A 19159-nucleotide genomic window follows, 5' to 3' on the forward strand; every position below is an offset into this window, starting at 1 on the left:
GGGGCGTGTGCGGGGGCGCCGCGCTCGGTGAGTGGTGCCTGCCGCCGGGAACCACTCCCCGGCGGACCGTGCCGACTTCCGCGATGGAAACCGGGCGTGCGATGCGTTGTCGATGGTGTCGCAGGCATGCTGAGAGTCGTGAACCATGAGAACACTCCCGTCCGAGTACTGGTGGTCGACGACGAAGCGGGGGTCCGGACCGCGTTGCGTCGCGGCCTGTCCGCCGAAGGTATGGAGGTCACCGTCTGCTCCGAGGGCCACGAAGCGCTCCGGCAGGGCGCGACGGGATCGTTCGACGTCATTCTGCTGGATGTGCTGCTTCCCGGCCTGTCCGGGTACCGGGTGCTGGAGCGGTTACGGCATCGCGGGATACACACACCGGTGCTGCTGGTCTCGGCCAAGGACGGTGAGTTCGACCAGGCGGACGGGCTGGATCTGGGAGCCGACGGGTACGTGGTCAAACCGTTCTCGTTCGTGGTGCTGGCCGCGCAGGTGCGGGCGCTCGTCCGGAGAGGGGACACCCCTGCCAGGCAGGACAGCCTCCGGGTCGGTGAACTGGAGATCGACCGCTCCGGACGCAAGGTCAGTTGGGCCGGGGATCCGATAGCGTTGTCCCCCAGGGAGTACAAACTGCTGGTCGCGTTGGCGAGCCGCCCGGGCACGGTGCTGACCAAGGAGGACCTGCTGCAGGCGGTGTGGGGCAACGACCAGGAAGTCACCCGCAACGTGGTGGAGGTCTACGTCGGCTATCTGCGACGCAAGCTCGACGCGGTCGGCGCGGGTGAGCTGGTGGAGACCGTGCGCGGCCACGGCTACCGGATGAACGATGCGTGAGTCCGTTCCCGGCACCGCTGTTCCCACCCGACGCGAAGGGCGCGTCCTCCCATGAGACGCCGTTTCCGGTTCGGGGCCGGTCGCGGTCCCCGCGCCTGGTGGAGGCGGCGAACCGTGCAGTTCCGCACCAGCGTCGCCGCCGTGTTCGCCTCGTTGCTGGGGCTGGCCGTGATCGTGTCCATCAGCGGGGCGTTCATCGGGCTGCTCTCGCTGGAGTCGGTGGACACGAGGCTTCGTACCGAGTCGCGCACCGCAGCGGAGAGCCTGACCGAGGGTTCCGCTCCCGGACGGGTCGCCGGAGACGGCATCCGGGTGCTGGACACGGCGGGGAGCCCGGTGGACGGGAAGGGAACCACCGCGCTGCGACCTTGGGAGATCAACAGTCTGAAAGCCGGCAAGGGAGTCACCAGGTCCGGCGGAACCGCCGATTCCGGTGCGGGAGTCCGCTGGGTGGGCCGCGTGGTGGCCGCTCCGAGCGGCAAACCCCTGCTGGTGCTGGCCCAGGCGGATCTCTCGGCCTATCGTGACGTTCGTACCACCGCGAACCGGGTGCTCGGGCTCGGATCGCTGGTGGTCGCGCTGCTCGTGGGCACGGCGACCTGGTTGGCGGTACGCGGAGCCCTTCGCCCGGTGCGCCGGATGCGGTTGGCCGCCGCACGGCTGCCGGTGGGGGAGCGGCTACCGCTGCCCGAAGCCGACGACGAGCTGCGCTCGCTCGCTCGGGCGACCAACGACATGCTCGCCCGGCGTGACGCGGACACCGAGCGGCTGAGCAGGTTCACCGGGGACGCTGCGCACGAACTGCGCAATCCGGTGGGCTCGATCCGCGCACAGGCCGAGGTCGCGGTGGTGCACCCCGACCCGGAACTGGCCCAGGAGACGTTGCTGCAGATCGAGCAGGAGGCCCGGCGCCTGTCCGAACTGGTGGAGGGGCTGCTGGCGCTGGCGCGCTCGGATACCGCGACACCCCCCGAGGGCGGGCCGGTGGAGCTCGTGGCGGCGGCGCGCCTGGTGGTCGACCGGGCGAACACGGCGGGCACGGGGACCAGGGTGCGACTGGCCACACCGCTGTCCGCCGTCACCGTGTGGGCCACGTCCGCCGAGGTCGCCACCGTGCTGGACAATCTCGTCGCGAACGCGCTGCGTTACGCGCGGGTGGTCGTGCGTGTCTCCGTGCTGCCGACTTCCCGGGGTGCACGGCTGCTCGTGGACGACGACGGGCCGGGCATAGCACCGGAGCACCGTCCCCACGTGTTCGAACGGTTCTACCGTGCCGAGGCCGACCGCGCACGCGACGGCGGTGGCTCGGGACTGGGGCTGGCGCTGGTCGCCGAAGTGGTCCGACGGCGTGGCGGTTCGACACTGGTGGGGACTTCCCCGGAAGGGGGCGCGCGGCTCGAGGTTCGCCTGCCCGACCGAAAGCGGTGAGCGGAGCGGGGTGCGGCGAGTTCTCGGGGTGCCGGCGGAGCTTCCCGACCCGGAGGAACCGGCCCGCGCCGGGACGGGCAGGATGCCGGTCGTGCCGGAATCCGCTCTGACCTTCGACGCTCCCGTCCACGTGGTCGCCGCCGCGCTGCGGCACACCCGCACCGTGACCGGCTTTCTCGGCGCGACGGCGGAACGAGCGTCCGAGGCGGTGGGGGAGCTGTTGCTGGCCGGTGATCGGTTCCCACTCGCCGTCGGCGCGGACGGCGCGGCCGATGTGGGCGGTGCGGGCGGTGGGAGTGGCGTCATGGGGACGGTGCTGCGTGCGGACGAGGCGGGGCTGCGGTTACGCCTCGACTCGCCGATGTTCCGGGGCTCGGCTCTGCTGGGGTTCGTCCTGACGGAGCGTGCGACGGGTAACCGCTCCCGTTGCGAGGTTCACGTGGCAGGGGAAAGCGTTCCGCAGTGGTTGTCCGGGCGAGTGAGTGCCTATCTCGCCGCGGTGCGCGAGCTCGCCTCGGGATGGGCGTCCGAACCGGTCGTGGTGGGTACCGCGTTGGTCGAGGGCGGGATGCTGCTAGCGCAGCAGCGGCGTTATCCCGCTCATCACGCGGGCAGCTGGGAACTACCCGGCGGCAGGGTCGAACCGGGTGAGGGCGAGCCGGATGCGGTGGTCCGGGAGTGCCGCGAGGAGCTCGCCACCGAAGTGGTTCCGCTGGAGAGGGTGGGAACGGACATTCCGCTGTCGGCGGAGTCCGGGATGCTGCTGCGGGTTTGGCGGGCACGGCTCGCGGTGGGTGCGCACCCACCGGTTCCGGTGGAGCACCGGGCGCTGCGCTGGATCGGCCTCTCCCGACTGGCGGGATTGGAGTGGCTCGAAGCCGACCGGTTGTTGCTCGACTCGTTGCGGACGATCATGGTTGCCGAGGGCGGAAAGCATGATTCAAAATAACCCGAAACGGATTTGCGATCAAAATTCGTATTTGTCTGAAATGTTCTTCCGGTTGGTCGAATAGTGTGGCGTCGAACGATGTTGCTCGCCTCGATTGTCGCTGGGCGCTATCGTGAAAGAATGTACGTAGTTCTGGTGCATTACACGGCCCCGTTGGCGGATGTGGACGCGCTGTTGCAGGACCATTCCGAATGGCTGTCCCATCATCAAGACTCCGGAGACTTCGTGGCCTCGGGAAGGCGGCACCCCCGAAACGGTGGAGTGATCATCGCGCGGTCGATGTCGCGTGGGCAGCTCGACGCCATCCTGGCGACCGATCCGTTCGTCGTGCACAAGGTGGCCAGGCAGGAGGTGATCGAGTTCCAGGCGCTTCGAACCATCCCGGAGCTGGCCGATTACGCCGATCATCTGACCACGGCGGATTAGTGGACGGACCGCCTCGGTTCGCGACACCGCTCGCGCGGTGTCGGGCTCCGGGGTGGTCGCGGAGTGGGGGACTGGCTCACGTTCCGGATGCGGGGAGTCCGGCCATGGGGGACTCGGTTACCGGGATTCGGTTACCGGTATTCGGGCGTTCGGATCCGGATGTCGGAACTGGGGCGCGGGGTGCTCCGCATAGGGGCGTCCTCGAACGAGGACGTTATCGCTCGGTCGTTTCGAGGGAAGCTTTCTTCGCCTTCTTTCGCTGCCTCTTTCGGCTCTTTTCGGCTTCCGCCGCCTTGGACTCCCGGAGTGCTTCGCGTAGTACCACGATCGGGCAGCTTTTGCACGCCGGCTTCGAGTGACAGCACTTTCGTTTCACCTTGATGGTGTCCTTCTTCTTTCCCACGTGGTCCTCCTGCGGGGCGGTAGTCAAGGGTGAGGATAGGCGAACCTAACCCTGCTGGGTCAACCGTTGGCCGATGGTGTCGAGCCACACGACCGAATGACCGCCTCGGTGCACTACCCTGGGGGGAGAAGAAGCAGGCCCCCGGAGGGGGAGCACGCCGCTGGCGTGTGATCACGAACTCGATTCCCCGGTGGCCACACCCGCCGGTTCCGTCGCGGGCGAACCATCCGGGTGGTTTCCGAAACGAAGCCGTTACCACGACCCGTACGACAGCCAGGAGTTCCTGCGTGTCCGCCACCAGTGTCGCCAGCCCGAACCAGCGCACCCGTACCGATCTGCGCAACATCGCGCTCGTCGCGCACGTCGACCACGGCAAGACCACCCTGGTGGATGCCATGCTCCGGCAGTCCGGCGCGTTCTCCGAGCGCACCGAACCCGTTGATCGCGTGATGGACTCCAACGACCTGGAGCGCGAGAAGGGCATCACGATCCTGTCCAAGAACACCGCGATCCGGCGGGTGACCCCGGAGGGCTCGACGACCATCAACGTCATCGACACCCCGGGCCACGCCGACTTCGGCGGTGAGGTGGAACGTGGCCTGTCGATGGTCGACGGCGTCATGCTGCTGGTCGACGCCAGCGAGGGGCCGCTACCGCAGACCAGGTTCGTGCTGCGCAAAACCCTCGCGGCCGAGCTTCCGGTGATTCTGGTCGTCAACAAGGTGGACCGGCCGGACTCCAGGGTCGCCGAGGTGGTCGACGAGACCCACGAACTGCTGCTCGAACTGGCAGCCGAGGTAGGTGCCGACGAGTCGGTGCTGGACATCCCCGTCGTCTACGCCTCCGCGAAGGCGGGGCGCTCCGACATGACCGCCCCGGCGCTGGGCGAGGTACCCGAGAGCGACCTCACACCGCTGTTCAACACCCTGCTCGAGCACGTGCCCGCCCCGAAGGGGGACCCGCAGGCTCCGCTGCGCGCGCTGGTCACCAACCTCGACGCGTCCTCGTTCCTGGGCAGGATCGGCATGTGCCGGATCCACGCCGGTGAGCTGCGCAAGGGGCAGACCGTGGGGCTGTGCCGCGAGGACGGCAGCGTGGAGAAGGTGCGGCTGACCGAGCTGATGGTCACCGAGAACCTGGAGCGGGTCAACGCCGACTACGCATCGGCCGGAGACCTGGTCGCCATCGCGGGGATTCCCGACATCAACATCGGCGACACCCTCACGGACCCCGAGCAGCCGGATCCGCTGCCGCGCATCACGGTCGACGCCCCCGCCATCTCGTTGACCATCGGAACCAACACCTCGCCCACCGCGGGACGCAACGGCGGGAGCAAGGTCACCGCCCGTTTGGTCAAGAACCGCCTGGACTCCGAGCTGGTCGGCAACGTCAGCCTGCGTGTGGTGGACACCGAACGTCCGGACACCTGGGAGGTGCAGGGGCGTGGTGAGCTGGCCCTGGCCGTGCTGGTGGAGACCATGCGCCGGGAGGGCTTCGAACTCACCGTGGGCAAGCCCGAGGTGGTCACCAAGACCATAGACGGCAAACTGCACGAGCCCTTCGAACGCCTCTCCCTGGACATCCCGGAGGACCACCTGGGTGCGGTGACCCAGTTGCTGGCCAGCCGCAAGGGCAAGATGGAGACCATGGACGGGCACGGCACCGGCCGGATCAAGCTCGACTACGTGGTGCCCGCGCGCGGACTGATCGGTTTCCGTACCGAGTTCCTCACCGAGACCAGGGGAGCGGGGATCGCCAACCACGTCTTCGAGGGCTACTACCCGTGGGCGGGTGAACTGCGCACCCGCAACAGCGGATCGCTCGTGGCCGACCGCGCCGGGCCGGTCACCAACTACGCCCTGATGCAGCTCTCCGACCGGGGGACCTTCTTCGTAGAGCCCGGTGACGACGTCTACGAGGGAATGGTCGTGGGGGAGAACCCCAGGGCCGAGGACCTGGACCTCAACGTCACCAAGGAGAAGAAGCTCACCAACATGCGCTCGGCCGGGTCCGAGGAACTGGAACGGCTCGCCCGCCCGCGCAAGCTGGGTCTGGAGGAGGCGCTGGAGTTCTGCTCCGCGGACGAGTGCGTAGAGGTCGGGCCCAAGGCGTTGCGCATTCGCAAGGTCACCCTGGACGGCACCCAACGCGGCAGGGAACGCTCCCGGGCCAAGTCCAGGGACTCGCAGGGCTGACCGAGCGCCGCTTCGCGCCGGAACCCGGTCTTTCGGCGGTGGCCGGCAGGGGATACCGCTCCCGTGCCGGCCATTTCGCGGAGTCGCCCGGTGGAACCGGTTCGGAATGTGGCATGGTCGTGTCCGTTCGGAACCACGTGACGACGGGGCGGCGGGTAGAACCACGCCGCCCGATACGGGGGGCGTCCGCGAAGGGCGTGGTTCCGGCCGGATCCGCAACGGAGGTTCGTCCAGCGTGTACCGAACTCGGCGTCGTGTGCTTCCCGTCGTTTCACTGCTGTTGGTCTCGTTGACCGTGCTCGCGGGTTGCACGAACGCGCCGCCACCGCCGCTGGTCGAGTCGACCTCGCCCACCCCCAGCTCCGACCTCCCGACCGAACCGCCCAAACCCAAGGTCGTGGTGGCGAGCGTCGACGAACTGCGCGGCGGTTTCAACCCGCACGTATTGGCCGACCAGTCGCCGGTCACCGACGCCCTGGCCGAGCTCATGCTCCCCTCGGTGTTCGTACCCGGCAAGAACGGCGAGCGGGTGCTCAACGAGACGTTGATGAAATCGGCCGAGGTGGTCGAGGACACCGAGAAGTTTACCGTGCGCTACCGGATTCGCACCGCGGCCGGCTGGTCGGACGGTGCGCCGCTCGCGGCCGAGGACTTCGTCTACCTCTGGGAACAGCTCCGCAGTCAACCCGGTGTGATCAACCCGGTGGGGTACCGACTGATCTCGAACGTGGAGTCCCGCCAGGGCGGGAAAACCGTGCGGGTCACCTTCGACGAGCCCTATCCGGGCTGGAAATCGCTGTTCGACCATCTGTTGCCCGCGCACCTGCTCAAGGACGCCCCCGGCGGGTGGGCGGACACCCTGGACTACGGCTACCCCGCTTCCGGCGGGCCGTTCGCCATACGCACGTTCGACCTCGACCGTGGCGAGGTCGTGCTGATGCGCAACGAGCGCTACTGGGGCGATCCCGCCCGGTCCAACCGCATCGTGCTGCGCAAGGCGGCGCGTGCCGAGAACATGACCGCACTGCGCAGTGGGAACGTGCAGGTGGGGATGTTCTCGGCCGACTCCGCCACGATGGAGGCGCTGCGCGCTCTCGGTGAGGACGTCCAGCTGACCACGATGCCCCTTCCGGTGACCAACACACTGTTGCTGCGGCCGAACAGCCCACAGCTCGAAGACGTCCGGGTACGCCGAGCCGTGTTGGCCGCGCTGGATCGGCAGGAGCTGATCGACACCGGAACCGGTGGCGGCCCCGCCGCGAACCTTCCCGCGCACGCCCAGGTGCTGGCCCCCTCCCAACCCGGCTACGTTCCCACCGAACCCTCCGGCGAGGCCACGGAAGGTCCCGCGCCGAAACGCGTCGAGCAGCTGCTCACCGAAGCGGGATACCAGCACAGCGGTGGTAGCTGGATGCGGAACGGCTCACCGTTGAACCTGGTCATCGCCGCCCAGTTCCGGGAGGACTCCCACGAGGCGATCGCCAACTCCGTCGCGGAACAGCTCAACGAGCAGGACATCCAGACCACCGTCGTCACCCCCAAAGGTGATGAGCTCTACCGCACCATGCTCACCACGGACCCCGGTGTGCAGGACCCGCCGAGCTCCGCCGGTATCGACCTCGCGGTCGTCTCCCGGCCGGTGAACACCGACCCCGCCGCCACCATGGCCGCACAGTGGGGTTGTCCCGCGGTCGATCCCGACACGGGACGGACGAGCCGGTTCAACATGGTCGGTTTCTGCGACCAGCTGCTGCAGCCGACGATCGAGGCGGCCACGACCGGCGAGGTTCCCTTCCGGCGCGCCTCCGGGCGGGTGGAGCCCGTGCTGTGGTCCGCGGCGGTCGCACTGCCGCTCTACCAGGAAGCGCAGGTGCTGGCCGTGCGCCGCGAGGTCAGCGGAGTACACGACGGTCCCGGCTTCGCCGGTCCGTTCAGCAGTGCGGGCGAATGGGTGGGAGCACCCGGTGAGAGCTACGACTGGTGATCCCCTGATCGAAGTTCGCCGGGTCGGCTTGGTGGGTCGCTCGCCAGGCGGGACCTCCCGGCCGGCTCCCGCTCCGGCAGGCCCGGCATCGGGTGGGTGCCACACCACGTCGGGCCTCCCTCGCGAGAGGGCGACGCGGGAGAACCCGCGGATGGTCGGGCAGGCGTGGGCCTTTTCGGGAAGCTCCAGCTCCGGGGAGCCCTTCGCTCATCGACAACGCGGCGGGAAAGCATCAGCGAGCCTCGGTTGATCCCCTCGGGTCCGGCGTCGCCCGCAAACCCGGTGGTCCCGCACGGCCCGGTCGGTTAGGTTGACCGGGATCGTCACGCCGAAGGGAGCGAATCGTCTTGGCCGCAGTGATCGCGGGTTCGGATCCGCACGACGCCGAAAACCCCTCCGGCGCTCCCGTACTCCTCGGATTGCGCTGCGTCCGGTGCGGCGCCCGCGGCGAACCGCGCGAGGACACCGAGGGCTGCCCGGACTGCCGGGCCGAGGGTGTGCCCGCCGCGATGCTGGCCGAGCACGATCTCACCGGAGTGGACGGTGTCGAACTGGCACGTCGCTGGGCGGCGAGGCGTGAGGGCATGTGGTCCTACCGCGAGTTGCTGCCGGTGGCTCGTGAACACGCGGTGACCCTGCGGGAGGGCGGTACACCCCTCGTCCCGCTGGCGGCGGGAGCGCACGAGGGCAGCCACCGCATGCTGCTCAAGGACGAGCGCCGCAACCCCACCGGCAGTTTCAAGGACCGGTTCTACAGCGCCGCCGTCTCCCGCGCCGCACAACACGGCTACGGCACGGTGGCGTTGGCCTCCAGCGGCAACGCCGGGGTCTCGGCCGCCGCCTACGCCGCCTTGGCGGGACTGGACTGCGTCGTGGTAACCGCGCCCGGCATTCCCGACGTGTGGCGCGGCCTCATCGAGCTGCACGGCGGTCGAGTGCTCCGGGCCGCCGACGTCGACCAGCGGTGGGAGCTGCTTCGCGACAGGGCCGCGGCGGAGGGCTGGGCGGTACTCACCAACACCTCGACGGTCCCGGTCGCCAGTCACTGGGCAGGAATCGAGGGCTACAAGACGATGGCCCACGAGATCGTCGAGGAACTCGGCGACTCGCCCGAGGCGGTGGTCGTGCCCGTCTCCCGGGGAGACGGTTTCGCCGGACTGTGGTCGGGGTTCCGGGAGCTGCACGCACTGGGCATCGTCCGACGCACGCCCCGCATGATCGCCGCGGAGCGCTACCCCTCGTTGTCCACCGCGTTGCGGCAGGACCTGCAGCTGCCGCCCGAACAGTCGGTCGAGCCCGGCAGTCTCGCCTCGTCGATCGGCAATCCGCAGGGCACGGTCATGTCGCTGCGAGTGCTGCGCGAGTCCGGAGGCACGGCGGTCGCCTGCTCCGAGACGGAGCTCCGCACCGCCACCGATCGACTCGCCGCGGCGGGTGTCGCGGCCGAGATCAGCTCCTCGGCTCCGCTGGTGGCCGCCGATCGCCTGTGGCGCGAGGGCGAGTTCTCCCCCGAGGATCGGGTGGTGAGCCTGATCACTTCGCACGCCTCGCACCAGCCCGCCACCCTGCCCTGAGCTGTCCCGGAGTGAGTGAGTCGGCGGCCGGTTGCCTCCGGTGGGGCGCCGCGGAGTCCTAACCTGGAGCGGTGACATCGACGACTGAACCGAGTCTGCTGCTGGTGCACGCGCACCCGGACGACGAGACACTCTGGACCGGCGGCACCATCGCCCGCTACGCCGCCGCCGGAGTGCGGGTGACCCTGGTCACCTGCACGTTGGGCGAGGAGGGCGAGGTCATTCCCGAAGAGCTGCGCGGGTTGGACTCCGACGGGGCCGATCAGCTCGGCGGTTACCGCATCGGCGAACTGCGTCGGGCCTGCGCCTTGCTGGGCGTCACCGAGCAGCGTTTCCTCGGCGGGATCGGGCGTTGGCGCGACTCCGGGATGGTGTGGCAGGAACACGGCAAGACCGCCACCGCGGGGCCGCGAAGCCACCCCCGCTCGCTGGTGGCGGGCGATCCTGCCGAGCAGACCGCCCAGCTGGAAGCCGTGCTGCGCGAGGTCCGCCCCCAGGTGGTGATCACCTACGCTTCGGACGGCGGGTACGGCCACCCGGACCACGTGCGGGCGCACGAGCTGACCGTGGCGGCCACCCGACGGGTGCCCGAGGTGCGCAGGCTGTGCTACGCCGTCCGGTCCGTGGCCGATCTCCGCGCGGGGCTGGAACGGCTCGGCGAGTCCTCCGACGTGCCGTTCCCGCTGCCCGACGCCGCGGAACTACCGGCCGTGGAGCCCGACGAGATCACCACCTCGATCGATGTCGCGGAACAGCTACCCGCCAAACTCGCGGCGTTGCGGGCGCACCGCACCCAGGTGCGGGTCTGGACCGGTGACTCGTCCGATGGGGGCGGAACGGCTGCCTACGCGTTGTCCAACGGGATCGGCCAGCCGGTGTCGAGCACCGAGTACTACACACTGGGCAGCGGCGACGAGGTGGCACCGAGCTCGGATCTGTTCGCCGGGCTGGCCACGCTCTCCGAGCACCCCGCGACCTCCGAACAGGCGGGAAGTCATGACGAGTGAGCACACCACGAAACAGCCGGAGCACGGCCTGATCGCACTGCTGGCGCTGGACGCGCTGCTGCTCGCGATCGTCGAACTGTTCTTCTTGCCCTCCTACCTGGGGCCCGTGCAGTTCCCGATAACCGCTGCCGTGGCGGCCGTGACCAACCCGCTGCTGGTGGCGGTGGCGGCCAAGAGCACCACGAACGGTGCGGCCTGCTGGGCGCCGGTGCTGGTGTGGTTTCTCACCGTGTTCGTGCTGGGCGTGTTCGGCCCGGGCGGGGACGTGCTGCTGCCAGCGCAGGACTGGCGCACCTATCTGCTGATCGCGGCCGGGGTGCTGCCCGCCGCGGCCATGATCGGCCTCGTGCGGAACGCTCCGCCGGGTGCGAGGTGAGTGGGCGTGACCGAGGTGATCACCGACGAACGACTCGCCGAGGTGCTGCGGCCGTTCGTGCGTGCCTGCGATCCGGTGCTGCGCGCGCTGCGGGAATCCGACCCGTTCCGGTTGCGCGGCAGGTTCGACCGGCAGCCCACCGGGGACGACCTCCCCACCGGCATGGACAGCGCGAGCGGCCGAACGACTGGCGAACTCGAGCCGGGGGAGGACCACCGGACGCGTGCGGACGCGGCGGGCGGTTCCCGTCGGAAGAACACCGCGGGCCTGCTGCGCAGGCTCGACGGTATGCGGCTTCCCGGCAGCTCGGCCTGGGACGCGATGACCGTCTCGCAACGCTGCGACTGGTGGTCGCTGCGGGTGGGCAGATTCCTCGCCGCGATCGTCGGGCTGCCCCGCTTCGGCGGGGTGATCACTTCCAAACTGCCCCTGCGCAACGCGCTGGGGACGGTCGCGCAGGGACTCGTCCTCGTCGCCGTGGCCGGTGAACACGGACTGCACGACCGGACGGAGCAGGTCAGAATGATCGCGTATGTGATGCTCGGTCGCGATATGTCCCGCGAGGTCGCCGCGGGCGGCGGTACCGAGCAGCAGCGGGCCGAAGAGCGGCGGGCGGCCGAGCTCACCGGTGAACTGACGGACGGGCGGCGCTCCCGCCCCAGGGCGCTCGCACGGGCGGTGTGGCGAATGGCACGCGCGCTCTGGGAGGTGCACGCCGCGCTGGACGCGCGCCCGCAGGGAAGGCTGCACCACGAGCTGCTCGGCTCGCTGCCCGTGGTCGGCGTCGTGGGCGGTTACCTGGGAGAACGAGCCGCGCTGCGGGGTATCTCGCGGAAGGCGAGCAAATGGATCAACAAGCACGGTAGGTTGTCAACCGGCTGAGTACTCCCGAGGTCGCCACGGCGCGTGGCCGTTTACCGGCGCGTGCGAGGCCGAGTACCCTCATCGTGGCTCCCGCGCTGTGGAACCACCTATGTGTACGGGGCGCTTCCGAGAGATACTGGCGTCAGCCGCGCGGAAACCGGCGCGGGACGAGAATACGTACCAAGCAGGAGAGCAATCGTGACCTACGTGATCGCCGAGCCCTGCGTCGACGTGCTCGACAAGGGATGCATCGAGGAATGCCCCGTCGACTGCATCTACGAGGGCGGGCGGATGCTCTACATCCATCCGGACGAGTGCGTCGACTGCGGTGCCTGTGAACCGGTCTGCCCGGTGGAGGCCATCTACTACGAGGACGACGTCCCCGACGAGTGGGCCGCCTACACGCAGGCCAACGTGGACTTCTTCGACGACCTGGGTTCACCGGGCGGCGCCGCCAAGGTGGGCAAGGTCAACAAGGACGTCGAGCCCGTGTCCAGCCTGCCCCCGCAGGGCGAATGAGTGTCGACGGTTTTTCCGGCGGTGTCGCGGTAACCGGGCAGTCATCGCCCGAGCCGCGGGGCCCCCGGCTGCCCGAGTTCCCCTGGGACTCGCTCGCCTCGGCCGGTGAGCTGGCGCGTTCGCATCCCGACGGCGTGGTCAACCTGTCGGTGGGAACCCCCGTCGACTCGGTACCGCCCGTGCTGCGCGAAGCCCTCGCCGCCGGGGCGGACTCGCCCGGTTATCCGGCGACGCACGGCACGGCGGAGCTCCGTTCCACCGCCGTCGAAGCCCTGCGGCGCAGGCACGGCGTAACCGGGCTCGACACGGAAGCCGTGCTGCCCACGGTGGGCTCCAAGGAGTTCGTGGCCTGGCTGCCCACCCTGTTAGGGGTCCGTCCCGGAGACGTGGTGGCGATTCCCGAACTGGCCTATCCCACCTACGAGGTGGGAGCCCGCCTGGCCGGCGCCGAGATCGTCCGGCTGGCTCCGGGCCAGACTCCGCCCGCCGGGACCGCCCTGGTGTGGTTGAATTCGCCGTCCAATCCCACCGGGCGGGTCGACGGTGCCGCCACCATGGCCGAATCGGTGCGGGCGGCACGCGAGGTCGGCGCCGTGGTGGCCTCCGACGAGTGCTACTTGGACCTGGGGTGGCGGACCCGGCCGGTGTCCGTACTGGACCGGGCGGTGTCCGGGGAGTCGCAGGACGGGGTGCTGGCGGTGCACTCGCTGTCGAAGACCTCCAACTTCGCGGGATACCGCGCGGGCTTCGTCACCGGTGACCCGCGGCTGGTCGGCAACCTGCTGGAAGTGCGCAAGCACGCGGGCATGATCATGCCCCGACCCGTGCAGGAGGCCATGACCGCCGCGCTCGGCGATGACGAGCACGTGCGGCAGCAGTACGAGCGCTACCGCGCGCGTCGCGAGCGGCTCTGGAGCGCACTGGAGGGCGCCGGGTTCCGGATCGACCACTCCGAGGCCGGGCTCTACCTGTGGGCGAGCGGCGACACGGACGCCTGGAGCACGGTGGACTGGCTGGCTCGGCGCGGAATCCTGGTGGCCCCCGGCACGTTCTACGGCCCAGCCGGGAAGCAGCACGTGCGGGTGGCGCTGACCGCCTCCGACGAGCGGGTCGAAGCCGCCACGCGACGCCTCGCCGAATAGCGGCCGTTTCGGGTCGGGACCGGTGCGCCGCTGCGGCTCGGCAGGCGGAGCCTCTCGCGGGGCTCTCGCCGCCGGTTCGGCATCGGTCGGTCCCGACACCGACGGCCCAGACATCGACGGCGTTTCGATTTCGCGAGAAATCGACGCGCCGCCGGGCGGTCCGGTCACACCCTCGTACGCGAAGGCCCCGGTTGTCGCGCGGCAGGACGTCGTCGCCGTGCGGACGCGGATCGATTGACCTTCGAGTCGGTCGAAGCCTCAGGATGGGCGGGTGACCAACACCGAGTCGATGTCCATCGGGGTCTTCGCGAAGCACGCGGGCCTGACCGCGAGCGCGTTGCGTTTCTACGACGACGCCGGTCTGCTTCCTCCCGAGTGGGTCGATCCGTCGACGGGATACCGCTTCTACGGCGAAGCGCAGCTGTGTCGTGCCTCGTGGCTGCGGCAGCTCCGTGAGATCGGCATGCCCTTGACCGTCATCGCCAGGTTCCTTACCGCCGAGCCAGCTGAAGCGGAGCGACTGCTCGACGAGCAAGTCGCGAAAGTGGTCACTGACGCGGCCGCGGTGCAACACACGGCGGCGGCGCTCCGAACCGCTCTCGGGAAACCACCTCGCCGCACTGTGTGCGTGCTGCCCGGGCCGGTGTTCGCGGATGCCGTCGATCAGGTGCTGGCCACAACGCTCCAGGACCCCGCCATGCCCGTGCTGGGCGGGGTTCGCATGGAGGCCACCCCCGAATCCGTGGCACTGACCGCGACCGACCGATACCGTCTCGCCAGCCGAACGCTGGTGCCGACGCGGTCGTCCGCTGATTCATGGACAGGCACGCTCGACGGCGACGAGCTGCGGATCCTGGCCCCTAGGCTGCGCCGAAGCCCAACCGTGTCCCTCGAAGTCGACGAGCGGTCGCTCGGGCATCGCTTGGCCGATGGGGCCGTTCGTGATTGTCGGCTGTTGGCCGAGTTCTTTCCCGACTACCGGCTCATGATCGAGTCCCTCCCGGCTGTGAGCCACCGGGTTACCGTCGGGAAGCAGGAAACCGTACGGGTCCTGGAGCGGTGTGCGTCCGAGCACGTCGGTATACGGATCTTCGACCGGAGGCCGGGGCTCGTCCTGTCGGACGGCACCGAAGTAGACATCGCCGGCGCTGCGAACGGAAACGATCTCACGTTCTGGTTCGAGCTGACTACGTTGTACCCGGCCTTGACTCATGCGGTCGGTGCCGACCTGATGTTCGAGCTACGTGGTCCTGATCAACCGGCCACGATCCGGTCAGCCGATGGCGGTGACCTCACCACCCTCGTCATGCCCTGTCGAGCCCCGGACACCGCCCGATGACCGAGTGCCGCCCGAACTCGGGCACACCACGTCGCCACCCGCCGAGAAGGGACAGCTCCGCTTATGAACGCCACCTCCGCCACTACGCCGGACCCGATCATGGCGGCCATCGGCACGGCGGTGAGCCTCGGAACGGAAGGCAACGTCGAGACGGCCCGACGCGATCTGCTGGCCATCTGGCGGCGGATCGGGGCAGTTGGCGACCCCCTTCATCGCTGCACACTCGCGCACCATCTCGCCGACCTGTACGAGGAGCCTGCCGAGTCGCTCGTGTGGGACGTGCGGGCCCTCGACGCCGCCGAAGCACTGACGGACCAACGCGCCCGGGAGTACCACGCGAGCCTGCATGTCGCGGGTTTCTACCCGAGTCTGCACCTCAACCTCGCCGACGACTTCCGGCGCCTCGGCCTGTTCCAGGCTGCTACCGAGCACATCAACGAAGCCGAGAACCACACCTCCGAACTCCCCGAGGGGGCCTACGGCGACACCATTCGCACCGCTGTGCACGAGGTGGTCGAGGCCATCGCCGAGCGAGACACCACACCACGAGCATCCGCGCCCCACGCCGTCCAGTGACCGAAGGATCGTTCGGCCGGCCACTTCACGATCTCCGGGCAGCAGTGGACGGCCTTCCTCGGGGTGGTGAAGAGCTACCGGTTCTCCCGAGTTCCCGCCGAACGTACAGCGCCTCCAGCGAGGCCGAGGCGTTGATTCATCCGCCCCGGACGGGGCGCTGAGCGATCAGTCGGGCGGGTGACCGGCGGTTTCTACAGCTCCAGCCGCCGCAGCTCCCGCCAGGCGGACCACCAGGCCTCGCGCTGTCGCACCCTGCGAGCCCGCGCTCGCTCGGCCAGTCGCCCCGCCACGAACACGAGCTCGGGGTCCCGGACGGGAGCCGGTTCCGCCCCCTGCTCGTCGCCGTGGGTCAACCACCACAGCCATTCCTCCGTCACCACCGCGTCCTGGTGCACCCCGAGCTCGTCCTGCAGTTTCTCGGCGGCTGCCAGCACCTCCTCGACGCCCCCGTCGAACACCGGCACCGCCAGTTCCGCGCAGTAGCGGAGCCGCTTGGCCGCGATCCGCAGCGCGTGCAGCCGCTCGTCCGTCGGCGGATCGCCCAGGTCCCCGACGGCGCGTTCGATGGTGGTCACACCGTCACGCACCAGCTCGTACAGCGCGTCGGACCCGCGGGGTGGGGCCGAGGCGGTGGGTGGGCCGTCGTGCACCGCCTCGCCCAGTGACCGCAGCAACCGCTCGTAGCGTTCGGCACGCATCATTTCCAGCAGTTCCGTGCGGGCGGAGTCGCGCCACGCGGCCAGCTCGTCGATCAGCCGCGTCGCCGGTGGCCGCTCGGGTTCGTCCAGCTCCTCGCGCTCCCGGCGAAGCCCTGCCAGCTGGACGTCCAGGTCCCGAACCGGCCCCAGGCCACGTCCCAGCCAGCCGAGTTCGGCCCGCAGCGAGCGGCACCAGTCCCGTTCGAGCCAGCTCCGCCCGGCCTTGAGCACCGCCCGCATCCTGCGGACGGACACCCGCATCCGGTGCAGGTCCTCGGGGTCCGAGCCGGATCGTGTCCCCGGATCGTGTGCCAGCAGCGTCCTGGTCCTGGTGTCCAGCGCGGCGCGGATGTGCTCGACGACCGACGCGCCGTGCGCGGCGCGCACCGGCTCGGGGGGCAGACCGATGTCGACTGGATCGGTCCCCGTCGAGGTCCGGTCGCGCGTGTCGGCCCGAGCGTCGTCCGAGGACATGCCGCCATGATAGTGCCGACAGGACCTTCCCGGCCCGGTTCGCGGGAGGCCGAGCTACCTGGCCGATGTCGGGCCGCCCCGCGAGGGCCGGCGGGAGGTTCCGCCGGGCGAACAGCTCGACAACCCGACCGGGAACTTCGATCAGTCGTTGGCGTGCAGCGCGGCGTTGAGCTCCACCTTGCCGCCGGTACGTGCCATCACCTCGACGGCGCCGGTGTTCGAGTTGCGCCGGAACAGCAGGCCGTCCGCCCCGGACAGTTCCGCGGCCTTGGTCAGCTTGCCGTCCTCCAGGACGACCTTGGTGCCCGCCGTGAGGTACAGCCCCGCCTCCACGACGCAGTCGTCGCCCAGCGAGATGCCGCAGCCGCCGTTCGCGCCGATCAGGCAGCGCTCGCCGACCGAGATCACCTCACGGCCGCCGCCGGACAGCGTGCCCATGATCGAGGCGCCGCCCCCGACATCCGAGCCGTCGCCGACGACCACGCCCGCCGAGACGCGCCCTTCCACCATGGAGGCGCCCAGCGTGCCCGCGTTGAAGTTGACGAATCCCTCGTGCATCACGGTGGTGCCGCTGGCCAGGTGGGCACCCAGCCGAACCCGGTCGGCATCGCCGATACGGACCCCCGACGGGATGACGTAGTCCACCATCCGGGGGAACTTGTCGACGCTGTAGACCGTCACCGGGCCACGCGCGCTGAGCCGCAGCCTGGCGGCCTCGAAGCCCTCCACCGGGCAAGGCCCGTGGTTGGTCCAGACCGCGTTGGACAGCAGACCGAACATGCCCTCCAGGTTCTGCCCATGCGGACGCACCAGCCGGTGCGAGAGCAGGTGCAGCCGCAGGTAGAGATCGTGGGTGTCGGCGGGGGCGTCGGCGAGCTTGGCGATGCCGGTGCGCACGGCCACCACCTCCACGCCGCGCGCCTCGTCGCGGCCGAGTAGCTCCGCTCCGGCGTCCCCCAGCGACTCAGCTGCCTCGGCAGTGGTCAGTCGGCTGCTGCCGACCTGCTCGGGTTCACCGAGCCGGACGGTCGGGAACCAGGTGTCGAGCACGGTTCCGTCGTCGGTGATCGTAGCGATTCCCACACCGTGGGCGCCGGTAACCTGCGGGTCCGGCGTGCTCGGGCTGCTCATCGTTCTCCAATCGGCTTTGAACTCGGCATTCGAGCCGAGCGGGAGAGTCTTCCCGGGGCTCGTGCGGCCACACCGGGGCTGTGAAAACGGTAATCGCCGCGCCGGTACCGCCTCGCAGTGGGCGGTAGGGTGCCAGACGTGACGCCGCGATTGGATCTCACCGCCGACCCGGTCGAACTCACCGCCGCGCTGGTCGACATACCGAGTGTTTCCGGTTCCGAGGACGAGCTCGCCGACGCCGTCGAGCGGGCGCTGCGTACGGACGCCCCCGGGCTGGAGGTGGTGCGCAGTGGGAACGCCGTGCTGGCCCGCACGAACCTCGGTCTGGAATCCCGCGTGGTGCTGGCCGGTCACCTGGACACCGTTCCCGTCAACGACAACCTGCCGCTGCGCCGTTCCGGCAGCGCGGACGAGGAGGTACTGCACGGCTGCGGGACGGTGGACATGAAGGGCGGCGACGCGGTGATGCTGCACCTCGCCGCGACGCTCGACCGGCCGAAGCACGACCTGACCTTCGTGTTCTACGACTGCGAGGAGGTCTCCGCCGACCGCAACGGGCTCAACCGGATCGAGCGTGAGCTGCCCGACTGGATGGACGGCGGGCTCGCGGTGGTGTGCGAGCCCTCCAACGCCGCCGTGGAGGCGGGATGTCAGGGAACGCTGCGGGTGGAGGTGCGCACCCGCGGGGTCCGGGCGCACTCGGCACGCGCCTGGATGGGCGAGAACGCGATCCACGCGGCCGAGCCGGTGCTGCGCAGGCTCGCCGATTACACCCCGCGTGAGCCCGAGGTGGACGGGTTGCGCTTCCACGAGGGGCTGCAGGCGGTCGGTATCGGCGGTGGTGTCGCGGGCAACGTGGTCCCGGACGAGTGCGTGGTGACCGTGAACCACCGCTTCGCCCCGGACACCACGCTGGAGGCGGCGGAACAGCGGGTGCGGGAAGTGTTCGAGGGGTTCGAGGTGACCGTGGTCGACGCCGCGAGGGCGGCTCACCCCGGCCTGAGCGAGGCGGCGACCAGCGAACTGGTGCGTGCTTCGGGAGCCTCGCCGGTCGCCAAGCTCGGCTGGACCGATGTGGCGCGGTTCGCCGCGCGCGGGATGCCCGCCGTGAACTTCGGTCCCGGTTCGCCGACCCTCGCCCACACGCAGCAGGAGAACGTGGCCGCGGCCGATGTCCGGCACTGCGCCGAGGTGTTGCGCCGGGCGCTGGAGGAGGGCGTGCGGGACTGAACCCGCCACG

General features: G+C 69.8%; 17 protein-coding genes. 15 read left to right on the forward strand and 2 right to left on the reverse strand.

Annotated elements, in window-relative coordinates:
• Positions 1 to 126 precede the first annotated feature (126 nt).
• From BLR41_RS01780 to BLR41_RS01850, 14 genes are all read left to right on the forward strand, one after another.
• The gene (locus BLR41_RS01780; protein WP_092625671.1) at positions 127 to 834 is read left to right on the forward strand and encodes a response regulator transcription factor; all 708 of its coding nucleotides are present in this window, start codon (positions 127 to 129) and stop codon (positions 832 to 834) included.
• A gap of 114 nt (positions 835 to 948) precedes the next feature.
• Complete coding sequence (locus tag BLR41_RS01785; RefSeq protein ID WP_245693710.1) at positions 949 to 2262, forward strand: sensor histidine kinase; 1314 nt, start codon at positions 949 to 951, stop codon at positions 2260 to 2262.
• A gap of 91 nt (positions 2263 to 2353) precedes the next feature.
• Positions 2354 to 3211 (forward strand): (deoxy)nucleoside triphosphate pyrophosphohydrolase, encoded by an 858-nt coding sequence (locus tag BLR41_RS01790; RefSeq protein ID WP_218119850.1) that lies wholly within the window; start codon positions 2354 to 2356, stop codon positions 3209 to 3211.
• Between the two features lie 120 nt (positions 3212 to 3331).
• Positions 3332 to 3637 carry a YciI family protein gene (locus tag BLR41_RS01795; RefSeq protein ID WP_092625675.1) on the forward strand — a complete coding sequence of 102 codons (306 nt, stop codon included), beginning with the start codon at positions 3332 to 3334 and terminating at the stop codon, positions 3635 to 3637.
• Positions 3638 to 4327: 690 nt separating this feature from the next.
• A complete protein-coding gene (typA, locus tag BLR41_RS01800) occupies positions 4328 to 6235 on the forward strand; it encodes a translational GTPase TypA (protein ID WP_092625677.1) in 1908 nt (635 codons plus the stop codon).
• Between the two features lie 256 nt (positions 6236 to 6491).
• Complete coding sequence (locus BLR41_RS01805; RefSeq protein WP_245693712.1) at positions 6492 to 8219, forward strand: ABC transporter family substrate-binding protein; 1728 nt, start codon at positions 6492 to 6494, stop codon at positions 8217 to 8219.
• A gap of 356 nt (positions 8220 to 8575) precedes the next feature.
• Positions 8576 to 9793, forward strand: coding sequence for a threonine synthase (locus tag BLR41_RS01810; RefSeq protein WP_176797783.1), 1218 nt, complete (start codon positions 8576 to 8578; stop codon positions 9791 to 9793).
• A gap of 71 nt (positions 9794 to 9864) precedes the next feature.
• Positions 9865 to 10800, forward strand: coding sequence for an N-acetyl-1-D-myo-inositol-2-amino-2-deoxy-alpha-D-glucopyranoside deacetylase (mshB, locus tag BLR41_RS01815; RefSeq protein ID WP_092625681.1), 936 nt, complete (start codon positions 9865 to 9867; stop codon positions 10798 to 10800).
• Complete coding sequence (locus BLR41_RS01820; RefSeq protein ID WP_092625683.1) at positions 10790 to 11176, forward strand: hypothetical protein; 387 nt, start codon at positions 10790 to 10792, stop codon at positions 11174 to 11176. The genes mshB and BLR41_RS01820 overlap by 11 nt, the downstream gene beginning before the upstream one ends.
• 6 nt (positions 11177 to 11182) lie before the next feature.
• On the forward strand, positions 11183 to 12058 hold the full coding sequence (locus BLR41_RS01825) for a hypothetical protein (RefSeq protein ID WP_092626055.1): 876 nt from the start codon (positions 11183 to 11185) through the stop codon (positions 12056 to 12058).
• A gap of 180 nt (positions 12059 to 12238) precedes the next feature.
• Complete coding sequence (fdxA, locus tag BLR41_RS01830) at positions 12239 to 12559, forward strand: ferredoxin (RefSeq protein ID WP_092625686.1); 321 nt, start codon at positions 12239 to 12241, stop codon at positions 12557 to 12559.
• Positions 12556 to 13701: a succinyldiaminopimelate transaminase gene (gene dapC / locus BLR41_RS01835; protein WP_092625688.1), complete on the forward strand. Its 1146-nt coding sequence runs from the start codon at positions 12556 to 12558 to the stop codon at positions 13699 to 13701. Before fdxA ends, dapC begins: the two co-directional genes overlap by 4 nt.
• A 271-nt stretch (positions 13702 to 13972) precedes the next feature.
• Positions 13973 to 15040, forward strand: a complete 1068-nt coding sequence (locus tag BLR41_RS01845; RefSeq protein ID WP_092625692.1) for a DNA polymerase III subunit beta family protein — start codon at positions 13973 to 13975, stop codon at positions 15038 to 15040.
• Positions 15041 to 15103: 63 nt separating this feature from the next.
• Entirely contained in the window at positions 15104 to 15616 is a 513-nt protein-coding gene (locus BLR41_RS01850) for a hypothetical protein (protein WP_092625694.1), read from the forward strand.
• 191 nt (positions 15617 to 15807) lie between these two features.
• On the opposite strand, the gene BLR41_RS01855 is transcribed toward BLR41_RS01850, so the two are convergent.
• Positions 15808 to 16788 (reverse strand): CHAD domain-containing protein, encoded by a 981-nt coding sequence (locus BLR41_RS01855; protein WP_092625723.1) that lies wholly within the window; start codon positions 16786 to 16788, stop codon positions 15808 to 15810.
• A gap of 141 nt (positions 16789 to 16929) precedes the next feature.
• Entirely contained in the window at positions 16930 to 17919 is a 990-nt protein-coding gene (gene dapD, locus BLR41_RS01860; RefSeq protein ID WP_092625725.1) for a 2,3,4,5-tetrahydropyridine-2,6-dicarboxylate N-succinyltransferase, read from the reverse strand.
• A gap of 138 nt (positions 17920 to 18057) precedes the next feature.
• Here dapD and dapE point away from each other — a divergent pair, with 138 nt between their 5' ends.
• Complete coding sequence (gene dapE / locus BLR41_RS01865; RefSeq protein ID WP_092625727.1) at positions 18058 to 19149, forward strand: succinyl-diaminopimelate desuccinylase; 1092 nt, start codon at positions 18058 to 18060, stop codon at positions 19147 to 19149.
• Positions 19150 to 19159 lie beyond the last annotated feature (10 nt).

Origin of the sequence: Actinopolyspora mzabensis, assembly GCF_900101095.1 — a bacterium.
Classification (GTDB): Bacteria; Actinomycetota; Actinomycetes; order Mycobacteriales; family Pseudonocardiaceae; genus Actinopolyspora; species Actinopolyspora mzabensis.